Source organism: Bacillus sp. FSL K6-0073 (assembly GCF_038006085.1).
GTDB classification, from domain to species: domain Bacteria; phylum Bacillota; class Bacilli; order Bacillales; family Bacillaceae_G; genus Bacillus_A; species Bacillus_A cereus.
The window spans coordinates 4,443,688-4,461,645 of record NZ_JBBOUN010000001.1 but is presented as its reverse complement, the minus strand read 5'-3'; the positions used below and the strand labels follow the sequence as shown (position 1 = coordinate 4,461,645).

Here is a 17,958-nt window from a genome sequence, read left to right as displayed (position 1 = left end):
CTGTGGGAGAGGCAATAGTAATTACATCTGGAAAAGGCGGAGTAGGTAAAACTACTACATCTGCGAACATTGGTACGGCCCTAGCGTTATCTGGAAAGAAAGTGTGCTTAATTGACACAGATATCGGTCTTCGAAATTTAGACGTAGTAATGGGGCTGGAAAATCGTATTGTATTTGATCTTGTTGATGTCGTTGAAGGGCGTTGCCGTTTACCTCAGGCTCTTATTAAAGACAAACGTTTTGATGATCTTTATTTATTACCTGCAGCACAAACGAGTGATAAATCAGCGGTAACACCTGAACAAATGGATGAATTAATACAAGTATTACGTCAAGATTATGATTACATATTAATCGATTGTCCTGCGGGGATTGAGCAGGGATTTAAAAATGCGGTAGCTGGTGCGGATAAAGCAATCGTTGTTACGACTCCAGAAGTATCCTCAATGCGCGATGCGGATCGTATTATTGGGCTTTTAGAAAAAGAGGATATTGAACCACCGAAACTTGTTATTAATCGTGTACGTAGTCATATGCTTCATGAACAGGATATGTTAGATGTTGATGAAATTGTACGTACATTGTCAATCGAGCTTCTTGGTGTTGTCGAGGATGACGATGAAGTTATTCGAGCTACAAATACAGGTGAACCTGTGGCGTTGCAACCAAGCGGAAAAGCAGCGTTGGCTTATCGTAATATTGCAAGACGCTTGTTAGGTGAGAATGTACCATTACAAGCATTTGAACAAGAAAAGGTATCGGTATTTGCAAAGGTGAAAAACTTCTTTGGAATCCGTTAAGAGCACTTCGCACATATGCGAAGTGCTTTCTTTTTTCTTCACACGAATATCTTTCTTTCTTAGCTCATACATATGTACAAACTGTATACAACTGTTTCTAATGAAATTAGCTTAACGAAAGAAAGGAGACAGTATGAAGAATAGACGCGTAGAAGAAATTAAAAAGCGGATTGCAAAAAGGAAGGCCGAGCAAGAAAGGATGGAGGAAGAGCAGTATTTTAACGGAGGGAATTTTGATAGTGAAGCAGTATTTATTGAAGATGGAGAAAAGGAAATGCATCCTTTATTTCGAAAGGAAGTCTTTTTCTTCAAAGTTTTATTATCAGCAATATTAGTTCTTTCGGTTGCTATTTTATATAAGAATGCTCCTTCTTCATTCAATGGAGCTAAAGCTGTTACAGAAAAAGTGATGAAAGAGGAATTTCAGTTTGCTACTGTAGTGAAATGGTACGAAAAGCAATTTGGAAAACCGCTCGTATTCTATTCGCCGAACGAGAAAAAAGAAGGAAGTATTCAGCAAAAAGATTATGCAATTCCTGCTTCTGGAAAGGTAATGCAAGGGTTTCAAAAAAATGGCCAAGGTGTATTTGTCCAAACAGCTACAAATGCAAAAGTGGAGTCAGTAAATGAAGGGTTAGTTGTTTTTGCAGGCAAGAAAGAGGAACTTGGAAATACAGTTCAAATTCAACATGCAGATGGTACGGAGTCATGGTATGCAAACTTAAACGATATGTCAGTGAAATTATATGATTACGTTTCAAAGAAACAAAAAATTGGAACGGTGAGTAATGATACAAATGATAAAAATGGAAAGTTTTATTTCGCGATAAAAAAGAATGAAAAATTTATTGATCCGATCCAGGTGATATCATTTGATTAAATATAGGGACGTTTTAACGAAAATTTCCGTGCATCCATTATTTTGGGTTATTATTGTCATTGGTATTTTTACTGCGCGTTTTAAAGAGTTACTACTGTTATTTTGTATTGTTCTTATTCATGAACTTGGGCATGCTTTTGCAGCAGCACACTATAATTGGCGTATAAAAAGAATTCAGCTTTTGCCGTTTGGTGGCGTTGCCGAGCTTGAGGAACATGGTAATAAGTCATTGAAAGAGGAACTTGTTGTCGTAATTGCAGGACCGATTCAACATGTTTGGATGATGCTGGTAGGTTATATGTTGTTCGAAGCCGGTTGGCTGAATACAGATTTATATTATTTCTTTATGTGGAATAATATAATTATTTTAGCATTTAATTTACTCCCTATTTGGCCGTTAGATGGCGGGAAAGTATTGTTTAATGTATTATCATATCGTTTCCCTTATTTACAAGCACATGAAAAGATGATGCAATTGTCATGTGTTTTTTTTGGTGTAATATTAGGATGGCAGTTACTCTGGAATAGTAACAATATTATGATGTGGGTACTACTCATATTTTTAGCAGTGTCATTATATCAAGAGTGGAAACAAAGACGGTATGCATTTATGCGTTTTTTATTAGAACGTTATTATGGAAACAAAAGAGGAATCGAAAAGATTGCACCTATTGAAGTGCAAACGGAAGATCGTTTATATACGATCTTCACAAAATTTCGTAGAGGATATAAGCATTCTATTATCGTCCGTGGAAAATATAAAGAGCATTACACATTGGATGAAAATGAATTGCTCTATGCATATTTTACTGAAAAACGAACAACTTCATCAGTTGAAGAATTAATCGGTTAGTGTTGACGATAGCACTAACCTTTTATTATTGTAAAAGCAAAGAAGATTATAAAGTGAGGAAATAATTTTGAAAACGTTATATGTGAATTACGCTGGTTCGGAAAAGCGCGTTGCAATTGAAGAGAAGAAAAAAATTGTTGAGTTTTTATGGAAACGTAATGAAGAGCAAGAGATTGTTGGGCATATTTATGTTGGACGTGTCGTAAGAACAATTGCTGGAATGAATGCAGCTTTTGTAAACATCGGTTTAGAAAAACATGCTTACCTTTCATACGATGATGTACCATCTTCTTATCGTATACATGAAGGGCAAGCGATACTCGTACAAGTTGCGAAAGAGGCAATTGATACGAAAGGGCCTAAATTGACAGCGAATATAGAATTTACCGGGAAATATGTCGTTTATATGCCGTTTGGTGAGATGCGCGCTGTTTCTCGAAAAATAAAAAATAATAAAAGAAGACAACAATTACTCCAAATTGAAATAGAGGGAACGGGGGGATACATTTTCCGTTCTGCTTCTGAAAAAGGAGCAATTGAAGAAATACAAGCTGAAATGCAAGAGTTACAACAGTTGTATGAAGAGTTAAAAAGAAAAGAGGGCCAAGGAAAGGCGCCGTTATTACTTCATCGACCGGCGACCTTTTTAGATCGTGTATTTCAAGAGAACCCAATTGAAACCATTGAAAAAGTAGTTGTAGATACAAGAAGTATAGTAAAAGAATTAGAAGACAAAATTGGAAAAGAAAAAGTATCTTTTTATAATGAAAAGTCTTCGATGTTTAACCATTTTGGAATAGAGCGTGAAATTGAGAAAGCACTTCAAAAAATTGTTTGGCTTTCAAATGGTGCTTATTTAATTGTAGAACAAATGGAGACGATGACTGTAATTGATGTGAATACGGGCAAGTTTACGGGAAAACAAAATTTACAAGATACAGTACTTCGCACAAATGAGATGGCAGCTGAAGAAATTGCACGCCAATTAAGAATTCGTGATATTGGTGGTATGATATTAATTGATTTTATTAATATGAAAAAAAGAGAAGATAAAGAAAAGGTAAGAGAATGTCTCATAGCTGCTATGCAAGATGACCGCACATATACAAGGGTGCTCGGCTTTACGGAGCTAGGGATTTTGGAAATGACACGTAAACGTAAAAAGCATTCTTTACGAGACGTATTATTAAAAGAGTGTGTACCTTGCAAAGCGACGGGTTATGTGATGTCGCATGAAACAATTGCGTATGAGTTAGAGAGAGAACTAATCACATATGGCAATATAGAAGATGAAGCGGTATTAATCGCTGCGCCTAAAGAACTGCAAAAACAGTTTTTGCAAAAAGAATTACAAAAAAATATTCCATTTGAAATTTATTTCAAAGATGATAATATCGAAAAGTATGCTATCGTTCGTTTTGGAAGTAAAAAAGAAATTGTAGAGCGGAAAAAATAGTTAGCAGAACATTTATTGACAACCGTCTATGATTCATGATAACATCTTTATGTTATAGTTTATAGCACCTAAACGGCTATATGCTACAACCGCACAAGACAGGTTCCCTAAAGGCATTTATGTCTACCTCGTTTTTGGCGAGTCTTAGTAATTAAGAGGAGGTGCAAGTATGTACGCAATTATCGAAACAGGTGGAAAACAAATTAAAGTTGAAGCTGGTCAAGCAATCTACATTGAAAAATTAGATGTTGAAGCTGGTGAAACTGTTACTTTTGACAAAGTTCTTTTCGTTGGTGGCGAAAACGTTAAAGTTGGTAGCCCAGTTGTAGAAGGTGCAACAGTTACTGCGAAAGTTGAAAAACAAGGTCGCGCTAAGAAAATTATCGTTTTCAAATACAAAGCGAAAAAGAACAATCGTAAGAAACAAGGTCATCGTCAACCTTACACTAAGCTAGTTGTTGAAGCTATCAACGCTTAATTCTGGTTAACATGATTAAAATTACGATAAGTCGCACGAAATTAGGAAGTATCCAATCATTTAAAATGACTGGACATGCCGATTATGCGCCACATGGACAAGACCTTGTCTGTGCTGGAACTACAGCGGTTGTGTTTGGTTCTATAAATGCAGTGGAAGAACTTTGTAATGTGCAAGCAACTATTGAACTCGGAAGTGATGGCGGATTCTTAACGTATGAATTGCCTAATGATTTAGACGTTCATACAGCAGAAAAAGCACAAACACTTTTAGAAGGATTAGTTGTTTCGCTTAAGACGATCGAACTTGATTACGGAAAGTATATCCGTTTAATAGAAAAAGTGCAGGAGGTGTAACGTATGTTAAGATTAGATCTTCAGTTTTTCGCATCTAAGAAAGGTGTAGGTAGTACAAAGAACGGTCGTGACTCTCAGTCAAAACGTCTTGGTGCTAAACGCGCAGATGGTCAAACGGTTACAGGTGGTTCAATTCTTTACCGTCAACGCGGTACAAAAATTTATCCAGGTGTTAACGTTGGTCGTGGTGGCGATGACACTTTATACGCGAAAGTTGACGGCGTAGTACGCTTTGAGCGTCTTGGTCGTGACCGCAAACAAGTGAGCGTATATCCTGTTGCTCAAGAAGCATAAGAACTCACGGAAAACTCTAACCTGAGTGCAGGTTAGAGTTTTTCTATATTAAGGGGTATCTAAATGAATGAAAAATGGACAATTATAGATGCATTGCGCCATTCAAGACATGATTGGCTCAATCGTATGCAGATGGTGAAAGGAAACCTTTCCCTTGGAAAAGTGGAAGAAATTCATAGTCTCATCGATCGTTTTGTCCAAGAAGCGAGACAAGAATCCAATCTGATGGGGCTATCAATGCCTTTATTTTCAGAGTGGATTTTAACATATAATTGGAAACAGCAGCCGTGCTTATTGGAGTACGAAGTATTAGGGAAATTACATAACTTATCTCACTTAGATGAGACTGTATGTACATGGACGAATCAATTTTTCTCGATGCTTCAGCATAGTTTAGACGTATATGTTGAAAATTATGTTTGTATCACAATTGAATGTGACGCGGATAATGCTCGTTTCTTTTTTGATTTTCGTGGTAAGCTAACGAGTGTAGAAGAACTACAGAATTGGCTTGCGACCCAAAACAATAAATGGTATTCCATTTCTTATACAGTGCGAGACGAAGAAGTCTCAGTTATATTACAACCAATTGAAAAAAGTGTGGTGAAATAATGTTTGTAGATCAGGTCAAGATATATGTAAAAGGCGGCGACGGTGGTAATGGTATGGTTGCGTATCGTCGTGAGAAGTATGTACCAAAAGGTGGCCCAGCAGGTGGCGACGGTGGTAAAGGTGCAGATGTTGTTTTCGTAGTTGAGGAAGGCTTACGTACATTAATGGACTTCCGCTACCAACGTCATTTCAAAGCTGATCGCGGTCAGCACGGAATGAGTAAAGGTCAGCACGGACGTAAGTCTGAAGATTTACTTGTAAAGATTCCACCAGGAACAGTAGTAAAAGATGAAAAAACTGGTCAAATTCTTGCCGATTTAGTAACGCATGGACAAACTGCTGTAATTGCAAAAGGTGGCCGCGGTGGCCGTGGTAACTCACGTTTCGCAACAGCTACGAACCCAGCGCCAGAAATCGCTGAGAACGGGGAACCAGGTCAAGAGCGTGATGTTATTCTAGAACTTAAAGTACTAGCAGACGTTGGACTTGTTGGATTCCCAAGTGTAGGTAAATCTACATTATTATCTGTTGTATCATCAGCGCGTCCGAAAATTGCAGAGTATCATTTCACAACAATCGTTCCAAATCTTGGTGTTGTTGAAACGGGTGATAACCGCAGCTTCGTTATGGCTGACCTTCCAGGACTAATTGAAGGCGCACATGCTGGCGTCGGACTTGGACACCAATTCTTACGTCATATTGAGCGTACACGTGTAATCGTGCATGTTATTGATATGTCTGGTTTAGAAGGCCGTGATCCATATGAAGATTACGTAACGATTAATAATGAATTAAAAGAATACAATCTTCGCTTAACTGAGCGTCCACAAGTTGTTGTTGCAAACAAAATGGATATGCCAGATGCAGAAGAAAACTTACAAGCATTTAAAGAGAAAGTGGGAGACGAAGTAAAAATCTTCCCAATCTCAGCTGTAACAAGACAAGGTGTTCGTGACTTACTGTTTGAAGTAGCGAACTTAATAGAAACAACACCAGAATTCCCAATACATGAAGTTGCGGATGAGTCTGATACAAGTGTAATGTACAAATTTGATACTGAAGGTGTTAAATTTGAAATTACACGTGAAAGTGATGGCACGTTTGTTATCTCTGGTTACGATATCGAGAAAACATTCAAGATGACAGACTTCTCACGTGATGAATCTATACGTCGTTTCGCTCGTCAAATGCGCGGAATGGGTATTGATGAAGCGCTTCGTGCACGTGGTGCGAAAGACGGAGATATTGTAAAAATTCTTGAATATGAATTTGAATTTATCGATTAAGACTGCCGAAATACGGCAGTCTTTTTTTTATATCGTAAAAATCGGATTTATATAGGAAAAAATCCCCACTAATTAAATTTTCAATTTATAATAAAAAGGGAGTGGTTTTAGAAGAATTTTTTATGGGGAGAAAACGAGCATGTATAAAATATTAATTGTAGAAGATGATGAGAAAATCGCGGGAATATTGGAAGAGCATTTAGAAAGGTATGGCTATCAATCATTTAGAGCAAGTGATTTACGTCAAATAAAAGATGAGTTTGTAAAAGTGAATCCTCATCTCGTGTTACTTGATATTAATTTACCGTACTTTGACGGTTTTTATTGGTGTCGTCAAATTCGTACTGTATCGAATGCGCCAATTATTTTTGTTTCTGCAAGAACAGGAGAAATGGATCAAGTAATGGCGATTGAAAATGGCGGTGATGATTATATTACGAAGCCATTCCATTTAGATGTCGTAATGGCAAAGGTGAAGAGTGCACTTCGCCGTGGTTACGGAGAGTATGCTTCTGCTGCTGAGAGTGATTGTTTAGGTGTAAATGGACTGTTGTTATTCCCGTCTCAGCATATTGTTGAGTGGCAAGGACAACAAACTGAACTGACAAAAAATGAATTTTACTTATTAGAGTGTTTAATGAAACAGGTGAATCAATATGTATCGCGCGAAGAACTGTTAGAAGCTCTATGGGATGAAGTAGCATTTGTGGATGATAATACATTAACCGTAAATGTAAAACGTGTAAGGAAGAAACTAGAGGAGTTAGGCATTAAAAATGCAATTGTAACGAAACGTGGATATGGTTATGCGCTTCTTACGGAGTGGGGCGAAGGGCATGAAGGTTAAAAATTACCTTATGGACCGCTTTTCTTTAATTCTTTCTTATCTTGTTAGCCTTTGTTTATTTGGGCTCGTTTTACAGTTGCAAAGTCTTTTGGAAAAGAAATCCATTGATTGGAGTACGTGGTTATATGGACTTTTATTAGGAACAGTTGTGTTTACTGTATACCTCATTTACGATTACCGAAAACGGAGTGTGTTTTTAAAGAGGATCGAAAAGTATGTTACTGGTGGAAATACATTACATGACTCTTTACTTATTGATGAATCTTATACATCAGAGCAAGAAATGGTCGTTGAATCTTTTACGTTATTAAGACAGCAATATATGAATGAAGTTCATAAACAGCATACGAAAGAGCAACAACAAATGATATTTATGAACCAATGGATTCACCAAATGAAAACACCAGTATCTGTTATTGAATTATTGTTGCAGAAGTTTGGCAAAGAGCATCGTGAGGCAAGAGCAACAGTTGAAAGTATTCGTGAAGAAAATAACCGTATACTAAATGGTTTAGATTTAGCGTTACATATGGCAAGACTAGAGCAGTTTGCGAAAGATTATAAGGTAGAAGTAGTAAATGTTATAGATGTCGTGCGAGGTATTATTAATGAAAATCGAAAATCCTTCATTCAATCGTCTGTATTTCCGAAAGTGATGTTTGAAGAAGATACTTGTATGGTTGCATCTGATAGAAAATGGCTGAGTATTGCTATAGGTCAAATTGTTGTAAACGCAATCAAGTATACAAAAATTTCAGCGGCAGAGAAAAAAGAAATTCAATTTCAAATTGAAGAGAAAAATCAAAAGGTGTTATTACATATTAAGGACAATGGAATTGGTATTCCAGAGCAAGACGTAAAGCGCATATTTGATCCATTTTTTACGGGAATAAATGGACGTAAAACGAGAGAAGCGACTGGGATGGGCTTATATATTACGAAGGAAATTTGTGATAATTTACATCATGGAATGTATGTCCAATCGGCTGAAGGAGAAGGGACAACATTCACGTTCCAATTTGCAAAAGATGAAGAATATCATACATTGATGAGAAAAATGACAAAACTGTAAGATAACAAAACGTTTTGTAAGGGAAATCACTCGTTTCTTTTTCTTATTTTTCTTATAGTAAATGTAAGAAGAAAACACATAGGGGGATTAGAAATGAGTGTTCTTGAAGTAAAAGGCTTAACGAAGGTGTACCAATCAAAAGGTTCAGTAGCGACGACTGCTTTAAACGATATAAATTTTAAAATAGAAGAAGGCGAATTTGTAGGGATTATGGGCCCTTCAGGAAGCGGAAAAACGACGCTTTTAAATTTATTAGCAACAATTGATAAGCAAACTTCAGGTCATGTGCTTGTAAATGGTGAAGAAATTAATCAAATGCGTGCTGCAAAATTAGCGGAGTTTCGCCGTACACATTTAGGATTCATCTTCCAAGATTTTAACTTACTTGATACGTTATCCATTAAAGAAAACATTATTTTACCACTTGTAATGGCGAAGAAATCTGTAAATGAAATCGATGCGAAAGTACTGGAAATTGCAAAGTTTTTAAACATCGAAGAAATTTTAAATAAAAAAGTATACGAAGTATCTGGGGGACAACAACAACGTGCAGCAGCAGCGAGAGCAATCATTCATGAACCGACGTTAATTTTAGCAGATGAGCCAACTGGAAACTTAGACTCAAAGTCAGCGAAATCGCTAATGGGAGCCCTGCAAGATTTACACGAGCAAAAGAAAGTAACGATTGCAATGGTTACGCACGATCCAGTAGCGGCTAGTTATTGTGAACGTATCCTTTTCATACGCGATGGAGAAATTTTCTCGGAAATACATAAAGGAAGAACGAAACAAGCCTTTTTCCAAGAAATTCTGGACGTACTTGCGATGCTAGGAGGAGAATATCATGAACTTTCGCCAGCTCGCGCTTAATAACGTAAAAGGAAATTGGCGTAACTATAAAGCGTTTCTTATAAGTAGTTGTTTATCGATTGTCGTATTTTTTATGTATGCTTCTTTTATTTATCATCCAGATGTCGTAAGCGGTAATATTAGTATGAGAAAGATGATCACAAAAGGATTAGAATCGATGAATTATATTGTGGTCATCTTCTCGGCACTCTTTATTTTATATGCAAATTCAACGTTTTTACGAGCAAGAAAAAAAGAGTTTGGTCTACTAACATTAATAGGCGGAACGAAATCGCAGCTCGGCCGAATGATTATATTAGAGCAACTGATGTTAGGTAGTATTGCAATTGTAGTTGGTATTGGGGTTGGAATGCTTTGTTCAAAATTATTTTTCCAAGCGTTAAGCGTATTATTAAAAATAGATAAGACACTTCCACTTGTTTGGAATAGTAAAGCAGTTCTTATTACAGCTGGTGTATACTTTATTCTATTTTTAATCCTATCATTGTTTAGTGTTTGGACAGTAGGACGCTTGCAAATTATTGATTTATTAAGAGAGGCAAGAAAGCAAAAAGTAGAGCCATTTGCATTTACATGGTTATGTGTAGTTGGTATAGGATGTATTATTGTTGCATATGTACTTAGCTTCCAAGTAACGTTTCTGAATTTCCTCATCCTCTTTTTACCGGTGGTAGGACTGACAATTGGCGGAACGTATTTACTATTTACACAAGGTAGTACAGTTGTATTAAAAGCATTACAAAAAAGAAAGCAATCTTTCTATACGTATCCAAATATGTTTGTTCTTAGCAACCTTATTTATAAAATGAAAGATAATGCTCGTTTTCTATTTGTAATTTCTATTATTACGGCGATTGTATCCTCGGCAGTTGGCACGCTTTACGTATATTTTGAAAATTTGAGTGCGGAAACGGTAGAACTTACACCACATGCTATTTCATATGAGGAAAAGGGGTTAAATACATATAGCCTTATTAATGAAGAAAAGGTACAGGAGCTTGTGAAGAGACACGGGTTTGAAGATGCACGAAAAGTAACCTACGTTAAACTACCAGCAACACAGAAAATAACGTTGTTTAATAGTGAACATGAAGTACCGATGACGATTATTTCAGAAAAAGAATATAATGCGGAAGTGCGTAAACAAAAGAGAGAGCAACCTTCAGAAATTCATAATGCAATGGGTAGTGCAACGATGGTTATGGTTGATATGTCAAATGAACTGATGAAGATAGACCGTACGAAACCGTATGAATTTACAATTAACGGACAAAAGCAGTCTGTTCAATTAAATGCCCCAACGCAGTATTCTGTTTTTAATGATAGTGAATATCTCGTTGTAAATGAACAAGATTTTGAGAAATATGCAAAACTCGTACCAGATGAAGAAAAGACGAAATATTATGGTTATTATATTGAGGATTGGAAAATTACAGAAGATCTTGTATTAGATTTGAAAAATGAAATTGCACCAGAAAAGCAAGGAGAATTGAGAAATTCAGTGTTTGCGTATAAGGATATAAGAGAAGGTGGAGCAATTACAATGTTCATCGGTTTCTTCGTAGCGGTACTGTTCTTCTTCTTCGCTTGTAGTATGACATACTTTAAATGGTTTAACGATAAAGAACAAGATCGTATTCAATTTAAATCGTTAAAGAGAATCGGTATGACAGATAAAGAAATTCGCAAAATTGCGATTCGACAAATGGGAGTTATCTTCTTTATCCCAATTTTAATCGGTTCCATTCATAGTGGAGTTGCTCTTCATACGTTAGGAAAAATGCTTTATATTGATTTGTGGAAATCAGGCGCGCTTGTAATTGGAGCATACATTTTAGCTTCTGCCATTTACTTTATGATCGCACAAAGAGGATATTTAAAACACGTAAAAAGCTAGGGGAACCTCTAGCTTTTTGCCTATGTAGTAAGTTACAGGAGGACGATAGATGAAAATTCGGCAACTAGCGCTGCAAAATATAAAAGGAAATTGGCGTAATTATAAAGTGTTTTTCTTAAGTAGTTGTTTTGCAATATTTGCTTCTTACGCATATATGTCTGTCATTGTGCATCCATATATGCAAGAGACGATGTGGTATCAAAACGTACGCTGGGGACTTATCATATGTAATGTTATAATCATTTCTTTTTTCGTCATATTTATTTTGTACTCTACTTCTATTTTCATAGAAGCACGTAAGAAAGAATTAGGGTTATATATGTTAATGGGAGCAACGAAGTCTAACGTAATAGGAGTGATTATGACCGAGCAAATTTTAATCGGGGTCTTCGCGAATATTTTCGGTATTGGGCTTGGTATGATATTTTTAAAACTCTTTTTTATGGTATTTAGTATGTTACTGGGGCTTCCGAAAGAACTCCCTGTCATATTTGACGTAAGGGCGATTGGTGTAACATTTATTACATATATGGTCGTTTTTATTTTGTTATCTTTTATAAGTGCTTTACGTATATGGAATATAAAAATCATTCGGTTGTTGAAAGAATTTCGAACAGATAAAAAAGAGAAGAAAACATCAAAGTGGCTCTGTTTATTCGGCTTTGCTTGTTTAGTGGGCGGATATGCGTTGGCGCTACAAGTGACGATGGCTACGATAGTGATATACTTTTTCCCTGTGTCTATACTTGTCTTTTTTGGAACGTACTTTTCTTTTACACATGGAGCTACCCAAGTGTTAGAAATGATAAAGCGAAATAAAAAGATTATGTATACATATCCGTATTTATTTATAGTGAATCAATTGTCACATCGAATGAAGGAAAATGGTCGCTTTTTCTTTCTGATGTCTATGGCAACGACGTTTGTAGTTACAGCAACAGGTACGGTGTTCTTATATTTTTCTAGCATGCAAGATATGTGGCGAACTGGAGGGGTACACTCGTTTTCGTACATAGAAAAAGGTATTTCTACTCATGAAGTCTTTGAGGAAGGTGCGGTTGAAAAATTACTGCATCAATATGAGTATGACGATTTTCAATATATGAGTTTTGTTGGAGTGTATGCATCCTTTCAGTCTAGTAAAGGAGAAACAACAATAGTACCGCTTATAAAAGAAAGTGAATATAACCAAGAAGCAAGGAAACAAAAACAGAAAACGTATCGTCCTAAAAAAGGTACAGTGACACTCGTTTATTATAATAAATACAATAATTCGAATGTATATAATCAAAAAGAGATTCAATTGCAAGTAATGAATCAACCATATCAATTCGTATTTAACGGTCAGAAAGAAGGGGTTCAATTTAACCATCATCCTTCGTACATTAATGGTCTGTTCTTCGTTATGAATGATGAAGATTTTGATAGTATAGCAAATCAGGTTCCTGATTCTGAAAAAATGATATATAGAGGCTACACATTACCAAATATCGAAAAGACGAAGAAATTAAATGAAGATTTACGGAAACATATGAAACAAGATAATAATGCATTTCGAAGCAATATGGAGTTGTATGTAAATATGAAAGAAGGCGGCGATATTACTCTATTTGTAGGCTCATTTATTAGTATATTATTCTTTCTTACTTCATGTAGTATCGTTTATTTTAAATGGTTCCATAATATTGCATCGGACCGAAAGCAGTATGGTGTACTCTCTAAACTTGGAATGACGAAGGAAGAAGTATGGAAAATTTCTCGTTGGCAATTATGTATGCTATTTTTTGCGCCAATTATAGTAGGGAGTATGCACAGTGCAGTTGCGTTATATACGTTTCATAATACGCTTTTTATGGATGGATCATTAAGAAAAGTAGGTTTGTTCATTCTGTTTTATATCGCAGCATGTATCATTTATTTCTTCTTCGCTCAAAGAGAATATAAGAAACATTTAGACTAGCGAATGCTAGTCTTTTTTTAATATTCGAAATTTACATAGAAGAATATAAAAAAGTATGGTATAACAGTAAGAAAACGAAAAAGAGGGGAAAAAACGATGATTCGAGTAGGATATTTAGGACCAGAAGCAACATTTACAAATATGGCGGTGAGTCGTTTTTTTCCGGAAGCAGAGCATGTACCGTATCGAACGATTCCAGATTGTATAGATGCAGCTGCAAATGAAAATGTAGACTTCGCAGTTGTACCGTTAGAAAATGCAATAGAAGGTTCAGTGAATATAACGGTTGATTACCTTGTACATGAGCAGCCGCTTTCCATTGTAGGAGAAATTACAGTACCAATTCAGCAGCATTTACTTGTACATCCGCAGTATGCAGAAGTGTGGGGTGAAGTATATGCAGTGCATTCTCATCCGCATGCCATTGCACAGTGCCATAAATTTTTAAATGAAGAATTAAAAGGAGTAACTGTTCGAGATATGACATCCACAAGTGCTGCTGCGCAATATGTGAAAGAACATCCTGAAGAGAAAGTTGCTGCTATTGCAAATGAAGCAGCTGCAGAAAAATACGGATTAACAATTGTGAGGCGTAGTATTCATACGCATAAAAATAATCACACACGTTTCCTAGTACTCCATAAGAAAAAGAAAGCAGTACTCCCGAATAACGGAGAGAATCGCGGAGAGAAAACGACGCTTATGATAACGTTACCTGCAGATTATGCAGGTGCCCTATATCAAGTGTTATCAGCTTTCGCATGGAGAAAATTAAACTTATCAAAAATCGAATCGCGTCCGATGAAAACAGGTCTTGGAAATTACTTTTTCTTAATCGATGTCGATAAAGCATATGATGACGTATTATTGCCAGGCGTAACGATGGAACTTGAAGCACTCGGTTTTTCTGTTACTGTGTTGGGAAGTTATTCTTCTTATTGGTTGTAGAGGGGAGCTGTTGTTAAACTTGATTGAAATGAAAAGCTGTTTTTCGGTTTGAGGCAGAGTAAGCTATCGATTCTATTGAAGTAAGTGATTAATTAAGCTAGCAAAATAAAGAAGCCGTCCTAAAAGATATTTAGGACGGCTTTCTGTTAGGAATAGGTAACTCTTTTGTCGTGTTTTTAGTACGCATCATTACAACTATTATAATAGTAGGATTCATCATTGTTCGAATTACTGCAGCAAATACAATTCGTTTGTTGTATTAATAGATTGAGTGTAGATGGAGCTACAGTATCTGAGAAAGTAATACTCTCAACATCTTCTACTAAAAATGTTTTAATATCTCCTGGTGTTAAGGTAAATGTAAGTGGAGAGCGATGGTTTAATCTTGCAATTGTTAATCTAATCGTTGTTGCAAATGCAGGACTGAAACTAAATTTAATAAGTGTCTTATTATGATTTTTAGTGAAGTTTTCAAATACAGTTCGAGGAATTCCAGTTGTTATATCAAGATCTTGAGGGGTATTTCCCGTGCCGAAAATAGTATAGTTCTGTATAAAACAGTTATTTGAATCTGAATTTGAAGAATTACATGGACGATCATTTTTCTTATAATATTTTTTTCCATTTTTTAAGAAGTAATCCGCCATAATTAATCACTCCCTTCACATATAAGAATTAAAGGTTGTCCATATATAATATGAAATATATTTTTATATGTTTGGACGTGAAGGAAGAGAAAATAAAAAGAGTCCATCTGGTATGATGGACTCAATACTGTTTTACCTGGTGTGATTCTTTATTTTAACTTCGCAAGACGATCTTCTAACTGACCACGCCAAATATCAGCTAGTTCTGGAACGGCAAGAATTTTTTCAATGCCATCTTTATCTTTTCTATTATGAAAATAAATTTCGTTAGAGAACAAAACAGAAATATTGCTCGGTTGACGTTCTAGTAATGTAATTTTAGAATCTTTACGTACAGTACCTTCTTGAAGAACGCGGCATAGGTAGCCTGTAAATCCAGTTGCTACAATGCGTGGCAGTATGCCAGGGATGCCAAGACGTTTTGAAATTGTGCTACAAGGTACTCTTGATTGTGTCACTTGAATGATTGATTCACCTAGTTGATATGTATCTCCGATGCAAACATCACGCTCTAACATATTTGTTACGGTAATGTTTTCGCCAAATGTGGAAGCTGGAAGCGTAGTTTGAAATTCCTCTTCCCATAGTGCGTAATGCTCGTGTGGGTACACACAAACAGCACGATCAGGACCGCCGTGATGTTTTAAATCCGCTACATCATCACCACGAAATCCGTCTTTTGAGAGAAAGGCCTCTTCTGTAGGGTCTTTACATATACCTGTTATCATTTCTTTATCTTCGCCATATTTCATTTGTTTCGGTTTGCCAATGCTAAAGTGAACGAGTTCAATTCCCATATTTGATCTCCTTTACGATTGATTACAATATTATAGCATTAAAAAAGCACAGAGAATGATAAAAACTCTGTGCCTTACATTAATAAACCAGAAATCCTGCTTTATCTAACGCCTCACAAGCAGCATCTAACTTTTCTTTAGAATCTGCCTCAATTGTATGTAAGTGAATACCATCTGTTAGTTGTGAAAGATAGGAAGCATTTGTGTTTTCGATTTTTTGTAAATATTGCTCTACATCAAAGCGATTGCTTACCATGATGGATGCTGTTAAGTCACCGTATACAGGATGCTCAACTTTTACATCTTTAATCGTAACGCCGTGGTCAACAAGCATTGTAAGTTCTTGACGTACTTCTGCTGGTTTGTGCTGGCATACGATTACGCGTTCAAAAGCTTGTTGTTTCTCTTGTGGTTTTAAATATAAATAGCCTTGGGCAGTCGCAATAATTGGTTCGTTTCGTGCTTTAAGCAAGGAAATATCTTGCACGATAACTTGCCTACTTACGTTTGTCTTCTTCGATAGTTCATTCCCAGATAACGGCTCATTTGCAGCGAGAAGCCACTGAAGGATAAGCTGTCGTCTTTCTTCACCTAAAATCTTTTTTTGGTCATTTTGTTTCATTATGATTTAACACCTCTATAAAATTGATTTCCAATTGTGTGTAGTGCATGAATAGTAGTATCAATTTGATCTTTCGTTGTTTGTTGTCCGAAAGAGAAGCGGACATATTGTTTGGCCTCTTCATACGTTTTTCCAATTGCAAGCATAGTTTTCGAAGGTTCTTGTTTACCGACTTGGCAAGCACTTCCGGTGGAAATGGCGATACCATGGCGATTACATTCTAGCATAGTATATTGACCTTCTATTCCTTTTATTGTAACCCCAACAATATGTGGTAAACAAGAAGTAGAATGACCTTCTACTTCAATTTCTAGCGGAAGTGTTTGTATTTGCCCTAAAAAGTAGGAGCGTAACTCTTTAAAACGTAAACTTTCTTCCCATTGAGTTTTTAATATATTTTCAGCAGCTGTTAAAAAAGATGCGATGCCGGGAACGTTCACTGTACCTGGGCGAAATCCTTTTTCGTGAGAAGTTCCCGGAAATACTTGCTCCCAGCGAGATTGCGGATTTATGTAGCAAGCGCCGACACCTTTTGGTCCGTATATTTTATGTGCTGAAACAGAAAGACTATCAATGCCCATCTCAAAAACATGGATAGGCAGTTTACCAAACGTTTGCACACAATCTGTATGAAATAAAACATTATATTTTTTTAAAAGTGCCCCGATTTCTGTAATGTTTTGAACGGTTCCGATTTCAGAGTTTCCATGCTGTATACTTGCTAGCGCAGTATCTTCTGTAATAGCTGCCTCTAAATCTACTAAACAAAGGAGTCCGCTTTTATCAACAGGAATTTCAGTGATCGTATAGCCTTTTGATTTTAGAGATTGAAAATAACTTCGAATGGATGCATGTTCCATAGGTGTCGTAATAATATGCTTCTTAGTTCGGGCATTTAGAAGTGATTGAATCGCAAGATAGTTTGATTCCGATCCGCCACTTGTGAAAAATACTCCTTGTTCTTTTCCTCCAATCATTTCCGCAAATGTTTTTCGGCAAACTTGTAATAAAGAAGCAGCTGTTCCTCCAATATCATGTAAACTTTGTTCATTTCCGAAGTATTGCGACGCTGCTTTCATATATGTTTGTAACGCTTCCTCGCTCATAGGTGTAGTAGCTGCATAGTCAAGATATATCATCATGTAAGTTCCTCTCTCTAGTAAGAGTTACAGTTCTTTTACTTTTTAAATGGTAGTGAAAATAAGAATTATAAAAAAACTCTTGTCATTATTTTAAAACTATGTAAATATAGGTGTCAAGACAGTTGAAAAGTGTAAAGTAGG

General features: G+C 36.2%; 19 protein-coding genes and 1 other annotated feature. Of the genes, 15 read left to right on the top strand and 4 right to left on the bottom strand.

Translation table 11 applies throughout. The features are described 5' to 3' along the window. The first annotated feature begins 2 nt into the window (after positions 1–2). The 15 genes from minD (at position 3) to pheA (ending at position 14,609) form a co-directional block, all read left to right on the top strand. Entirely contained in the window at positions 3–800 is a 798-nt protein-coding gene (minD, locus tag MHB52_RS23045) for a septum site-determining protein MinD (RefSeq protein ID WP_000503309.1), read from the top strand. A gap of 133 nt (positions 801–933) precedes the next feature. Further along, positions 934–1,680: a stage IV sporulation protein SpoIVFA gene (gene spoIVFA, locus MHB52_RS23040; protein ID WP_061664900.1), complete on the top strand. Its 747-nt coding sequence runs from the start codon at positions 934–936 to the stop codon at positions 1,678–1,680. Then, on the top strand, positions 1,673–2,533 hold the full coding sequence (gene spoIVFB, locus MHB52_RS23035; protein WP_000599054.1) for a stage IV sporulation intramembrane metalloprotease SpoIVFB: 861 nt from the start codon (positions 1,673–1,675) through the stop codon (positions 2,531–2,533). The genes spoIVFA and spoIVFB overlap by 8 nt, the downstream gene beginning before the upstream one ends. A gap of 67 nt (positions 2,534–2,600) precedes the next feature. Then, positions 2,601–3,989 carry an Rne/Rng family ribonuclease gene (locus MHB52_RS23030; RefSeq protein WP_016118671.1) on the top strand — a complete coding sequence of 463 codons (1,389 nt, stop codon included), beginning with the start codon at positions 2,601–2,603 and terminating at the stop codon, positions 3,987–3,989. A gap of 77 nt (positions 3,990–4,066) precedes the next feature. Next, positions 4,067–4,144, top strand: a sequence feature (ribosomal protein L21 leader region). A 14-nt stretch (positions 4,145–4,158) separates the two neighbouring features. Continuing rightward, positions 4,159–4,467, top strand: a complete 309-nt coding sequence (rplU, locus tag MHB52_RS23025) for a 50S ribosomal protein L21 (protein ID WP_000270907.1) — start codon at positions 4,159–4,161, stop codon at positions 4,465–4,467. 11 nt (positions 4,468–4,478) lie between these two features. Continuing rightward, positions 4,479–4,823, top strand: coding sequence for a ribosomal-processing cysteine protease Prp (locus MHB52_RS23020; RefSeq protein WP_002001054.1), 345 nt, complete (start codon positions 4,479–4,481; stop codon positions 4,821–4,823). Positions 4,824–4,826: 3 nt separating this feature from the next. After that, the gene (gene rpmA / locus MHB52_RS23015) at positions 4,827–5,117 is read left to right on the top strand and encodes a 50S ribosomal protein L27 (protein WP_000944958.1); all 291 of its coding nucleotides are present in this window, start codon (positions 4,827–4,829) and stop codon (positions 5,115–5,117) included. A gap of 63 nt (positions 5,118–5,180) precedes the next feature. Beyond that, on the top strand, positions 5,181–5,729 hold the full coding sequence (locus MHB52_RS23010) for a sporulation initiation phosphotransferase B (protein ID WP_001003584.1): 549 nt from the start codon (positions 5,181–5,183) through the stop codon (positions 5,727–5,729). Next, complete coding sequence (gene obgE / locus MHB52_RS23005; protein WP_061664899.1) at positions 5,729–7,015, top strand: GTPase ObgE; 1,287 nt, start codon at positions 5,729–5,731, stop codon at positions 7,013–7,015. The genes MHB52_RS23010 and obgE overlap by 1 nt, the downstream gene beginning before the upstream one ends. A gap of 139 nt (positions 7,016–7,154) precedes the next feature. After that, positions 7,155–7,862 (top strand): response regulator transcription factor, encoded by a 708-nt coding sequence (locus MHB52_RS23000; protein WP_000276725.1) that lies wholly within the window; start codon positions 7,155–7,157, stop codon positions 7,860–7,862. After that, complete coding sequence (locus MHB52_RS22995; protein ID WP_061664898.1) at positions 7,852–8,934, top strand: HAMP domain-containing histidine kinase; 1,083 nt, start codon at positions 7,852–7,854, stop codon at positions 8,932–8,934. The genes MHB52_RS23000 and MHB52_RS22995 overlap by 11 nt, the downstream gene beginning before the upstream one ends. 93 nt (positions 8,935–9,027) lie before the next feature. Further along, positions 9,028–9,804: an ABC transporter ATP-binding protein gene (locus MHB52_RS22990; RefSeq protein ID WP_000114529.1), complete on the top strand. Its 777-nt coding sequence runs from the start codon at positions 9,028–9,030 to the stop codon at positions 9,802–9,804. Beyond that, entirely contained in the window at positions 9,779–11,701 is a 1,923-nt protein-coding gene (locus MHB52_RS22985; protein WP_061664897.1) for an ABC transporter permease, read from the top strand. Before MHB52_RS22990 ends, MHB52_RS22985 begins: the two co-directional genes overlap by 26 nt. Positions 11,702–11,750: 49 nt before the next feature. After that, a complete protein-coding gene (locus tag MHB52_RS22980; protein WP_044796603.1) occupies positions 11,751–13,661 on the top strand; it encodes an ABC transporter permease in 1,911 nt (636 codons plus the stop codon). Positions 13,662–13,757: 96 nt separating this feature from the next. Then, entirely contained in the window at positions 13,758–14,609 is an 852-nt protein-coding gene (pheA, locus tag MHB52_RS22975; protein ID WP_000621707.1) for a prephenate dehydratase, read from the top strand. 176 nt (positions 14,610–14,785) lie between these two features. On the opposite strand, the gene MHB52_RS22970 is transcribed toward pheA, so the two are convergent. The 4 genes from MHB52_RS22970 to MHB52_RS22955 form a co-directional block, all read right to left on the bottom strand. Beyond that, positions 14,786–15,256, bottom strand: a complete 471-nt coding sequence (locus tag MHB52_RS22970; protein WP_000796370.1) for a hypothetical protein — start codon at positions 15,254–15,256, stop codon at positions 14,786–14,788. Positions 15,257–15,405: 149 nt separating this feature from the next. Continuing rightward, on the bottom strand, positions 15,406–16,053 hold the full coding sequence (locus MHB52_RS22965; protein WP_016118666.1) for an MOSC domain-containing protein: 648 nt from the start codon (positions 16,051–16,053) through the stop codon (positions 15,406–15,408). A gap of 79 nt (positions 16,054–16,132) precedes the next feature. Further along, positions 16,133–16,675: a transcription repressor NadR gene (locus MHB52_RS22960; RefSeq protein WP_000812240.1), complete on the bottom strand. Its 543-nt coding sequence runs from the start codon at positions 16,673–16,675 to the stop codon at positions 16,133–16,135. Further along, on the bottom strand, positions 16,675–17,817 hold the full coding sequence (locus tag MHB52_RS22955; protein ID WP_000973758.1) for an IscS subfamily cysteine desulfurase: 1,143 nt from the start codon (positions 17,815–17,817) through the stop codon (positions 16,675–16,677). The genes MHB52_RS22960 and MHB52_RS22955 overlap by 1 nt, the downstream gene beginning before the upstream one ends. Positions 17,818–17,958: the final 141 nt, after the last annotated feature.

Bases quoted from the DNA above. Each gene is read 5' to 3' on its own strand.
- rpmA (WP_000944958.1), top strand. From the start codon at position 4,827: ATGTTAAGATTAGATCTTCAGTTTTTCGCATCTAAGAAAGGTGTAGGT.
- pheA (WP_000621707.1), top strand. From the start codon at position 13,758: ATGATTCGAGTAGGATATTTAGGACCAGAAGCAACATTTACAAATATG.
- MHB52_RS22995 (WP_061664898.1), top strand. From the start codon at position 7,852: ATGAAGGTTAAAAATTACCTTATGGACCGCTTTTCTTTAATTCTTTCT.
- obgE (WP_061664899.1), top strand. From the start codon at position 5,729: ATGTTTGTAGATCAGGTCAAGATATATGTAAAAGGCGGCGACGGTGGT.
- MHB52_RS23020 (WP_002001054.1), top strand. From the start codon at position 4,479: ATGATTAAAATTACGATAAGTCGCACGAAATTAGGAAGTATCCAATCA.
- MHB52_RS22985 (WP_061664897.1), top strand. From the start codon at position 9,779: ATGAACTTTCGCCAGCTCGCGCTTAATAACGTAAAAGGAAATTGGCGT.
- MHB52_RS22980 (WP_044796603.1), top strand. From the start codon at position 11,751: ATGAAAATTCGGCAACTAGCGCTGCAAAATATAAAAGGAAATTGGCGT.
- spoIVFA (WP_061664900.1), top strand. From the start codon at position 934: ATGAAGAATAGACGCGTAGAAGAAATTAAAAAGCGGATTGCAAAAAGG.
- rplU (WP_000270907.1), top strand. From the start codon at position 4,159: ATGTACGCAATTATCGAAACAGGTGGAAAACAAATTAAAGTTGAAGCT.
- MHB52_RS22960 (WP_000812240.1), bottom strand. From the start codon at position 16,675: ATGAAACAAAATGACCAAAAAAAGATTTTAGGTGAAGAAAGACGACAG.
- MHB52_RS22990 (WP_000114529.1), top strand. From the start codon at position 9,028: ATGAGTGTTCTTGAAGTAAAAGGCTTAACGAAGGTGTACCAATCAAAA.
- MHB52_RS23010 (WP_001003584.1), top strand. From the start codon at position 5,181: ATGAATGAAAAATGGACAATTATAGATGCATTGCGCCATTCAAGACAT.
- MHB52_RS22955 (WP_000973758.1), bottom strand. From the start codon at position 17,817: ATGATGATATATCTTGACTATGCAGCTACTACACCTATGAGCGAGGAA.
- MHB52_RS22970 (WP_000796370.1), bottom strand. From the start codon at position 15,256: ATGGCGGATTACTTCTTAAAAAATGGAAAAAAATATTATAAGAAAAAT.
- MHB52_RS23000 (WP_000276725.1), top strand. From the start codon at position 7,155: ATGTATAAAATATTAATTGTAGAAGATGATGAGAAAATCGCGGGAATA.
- MHB52_RS22965 (WP_016118666.1), bottom strand. From the start codon at position 16,053: ATGGGAATTGAACTCGTTCACTTTAGCATTGGCAAACCGAAACAAATG.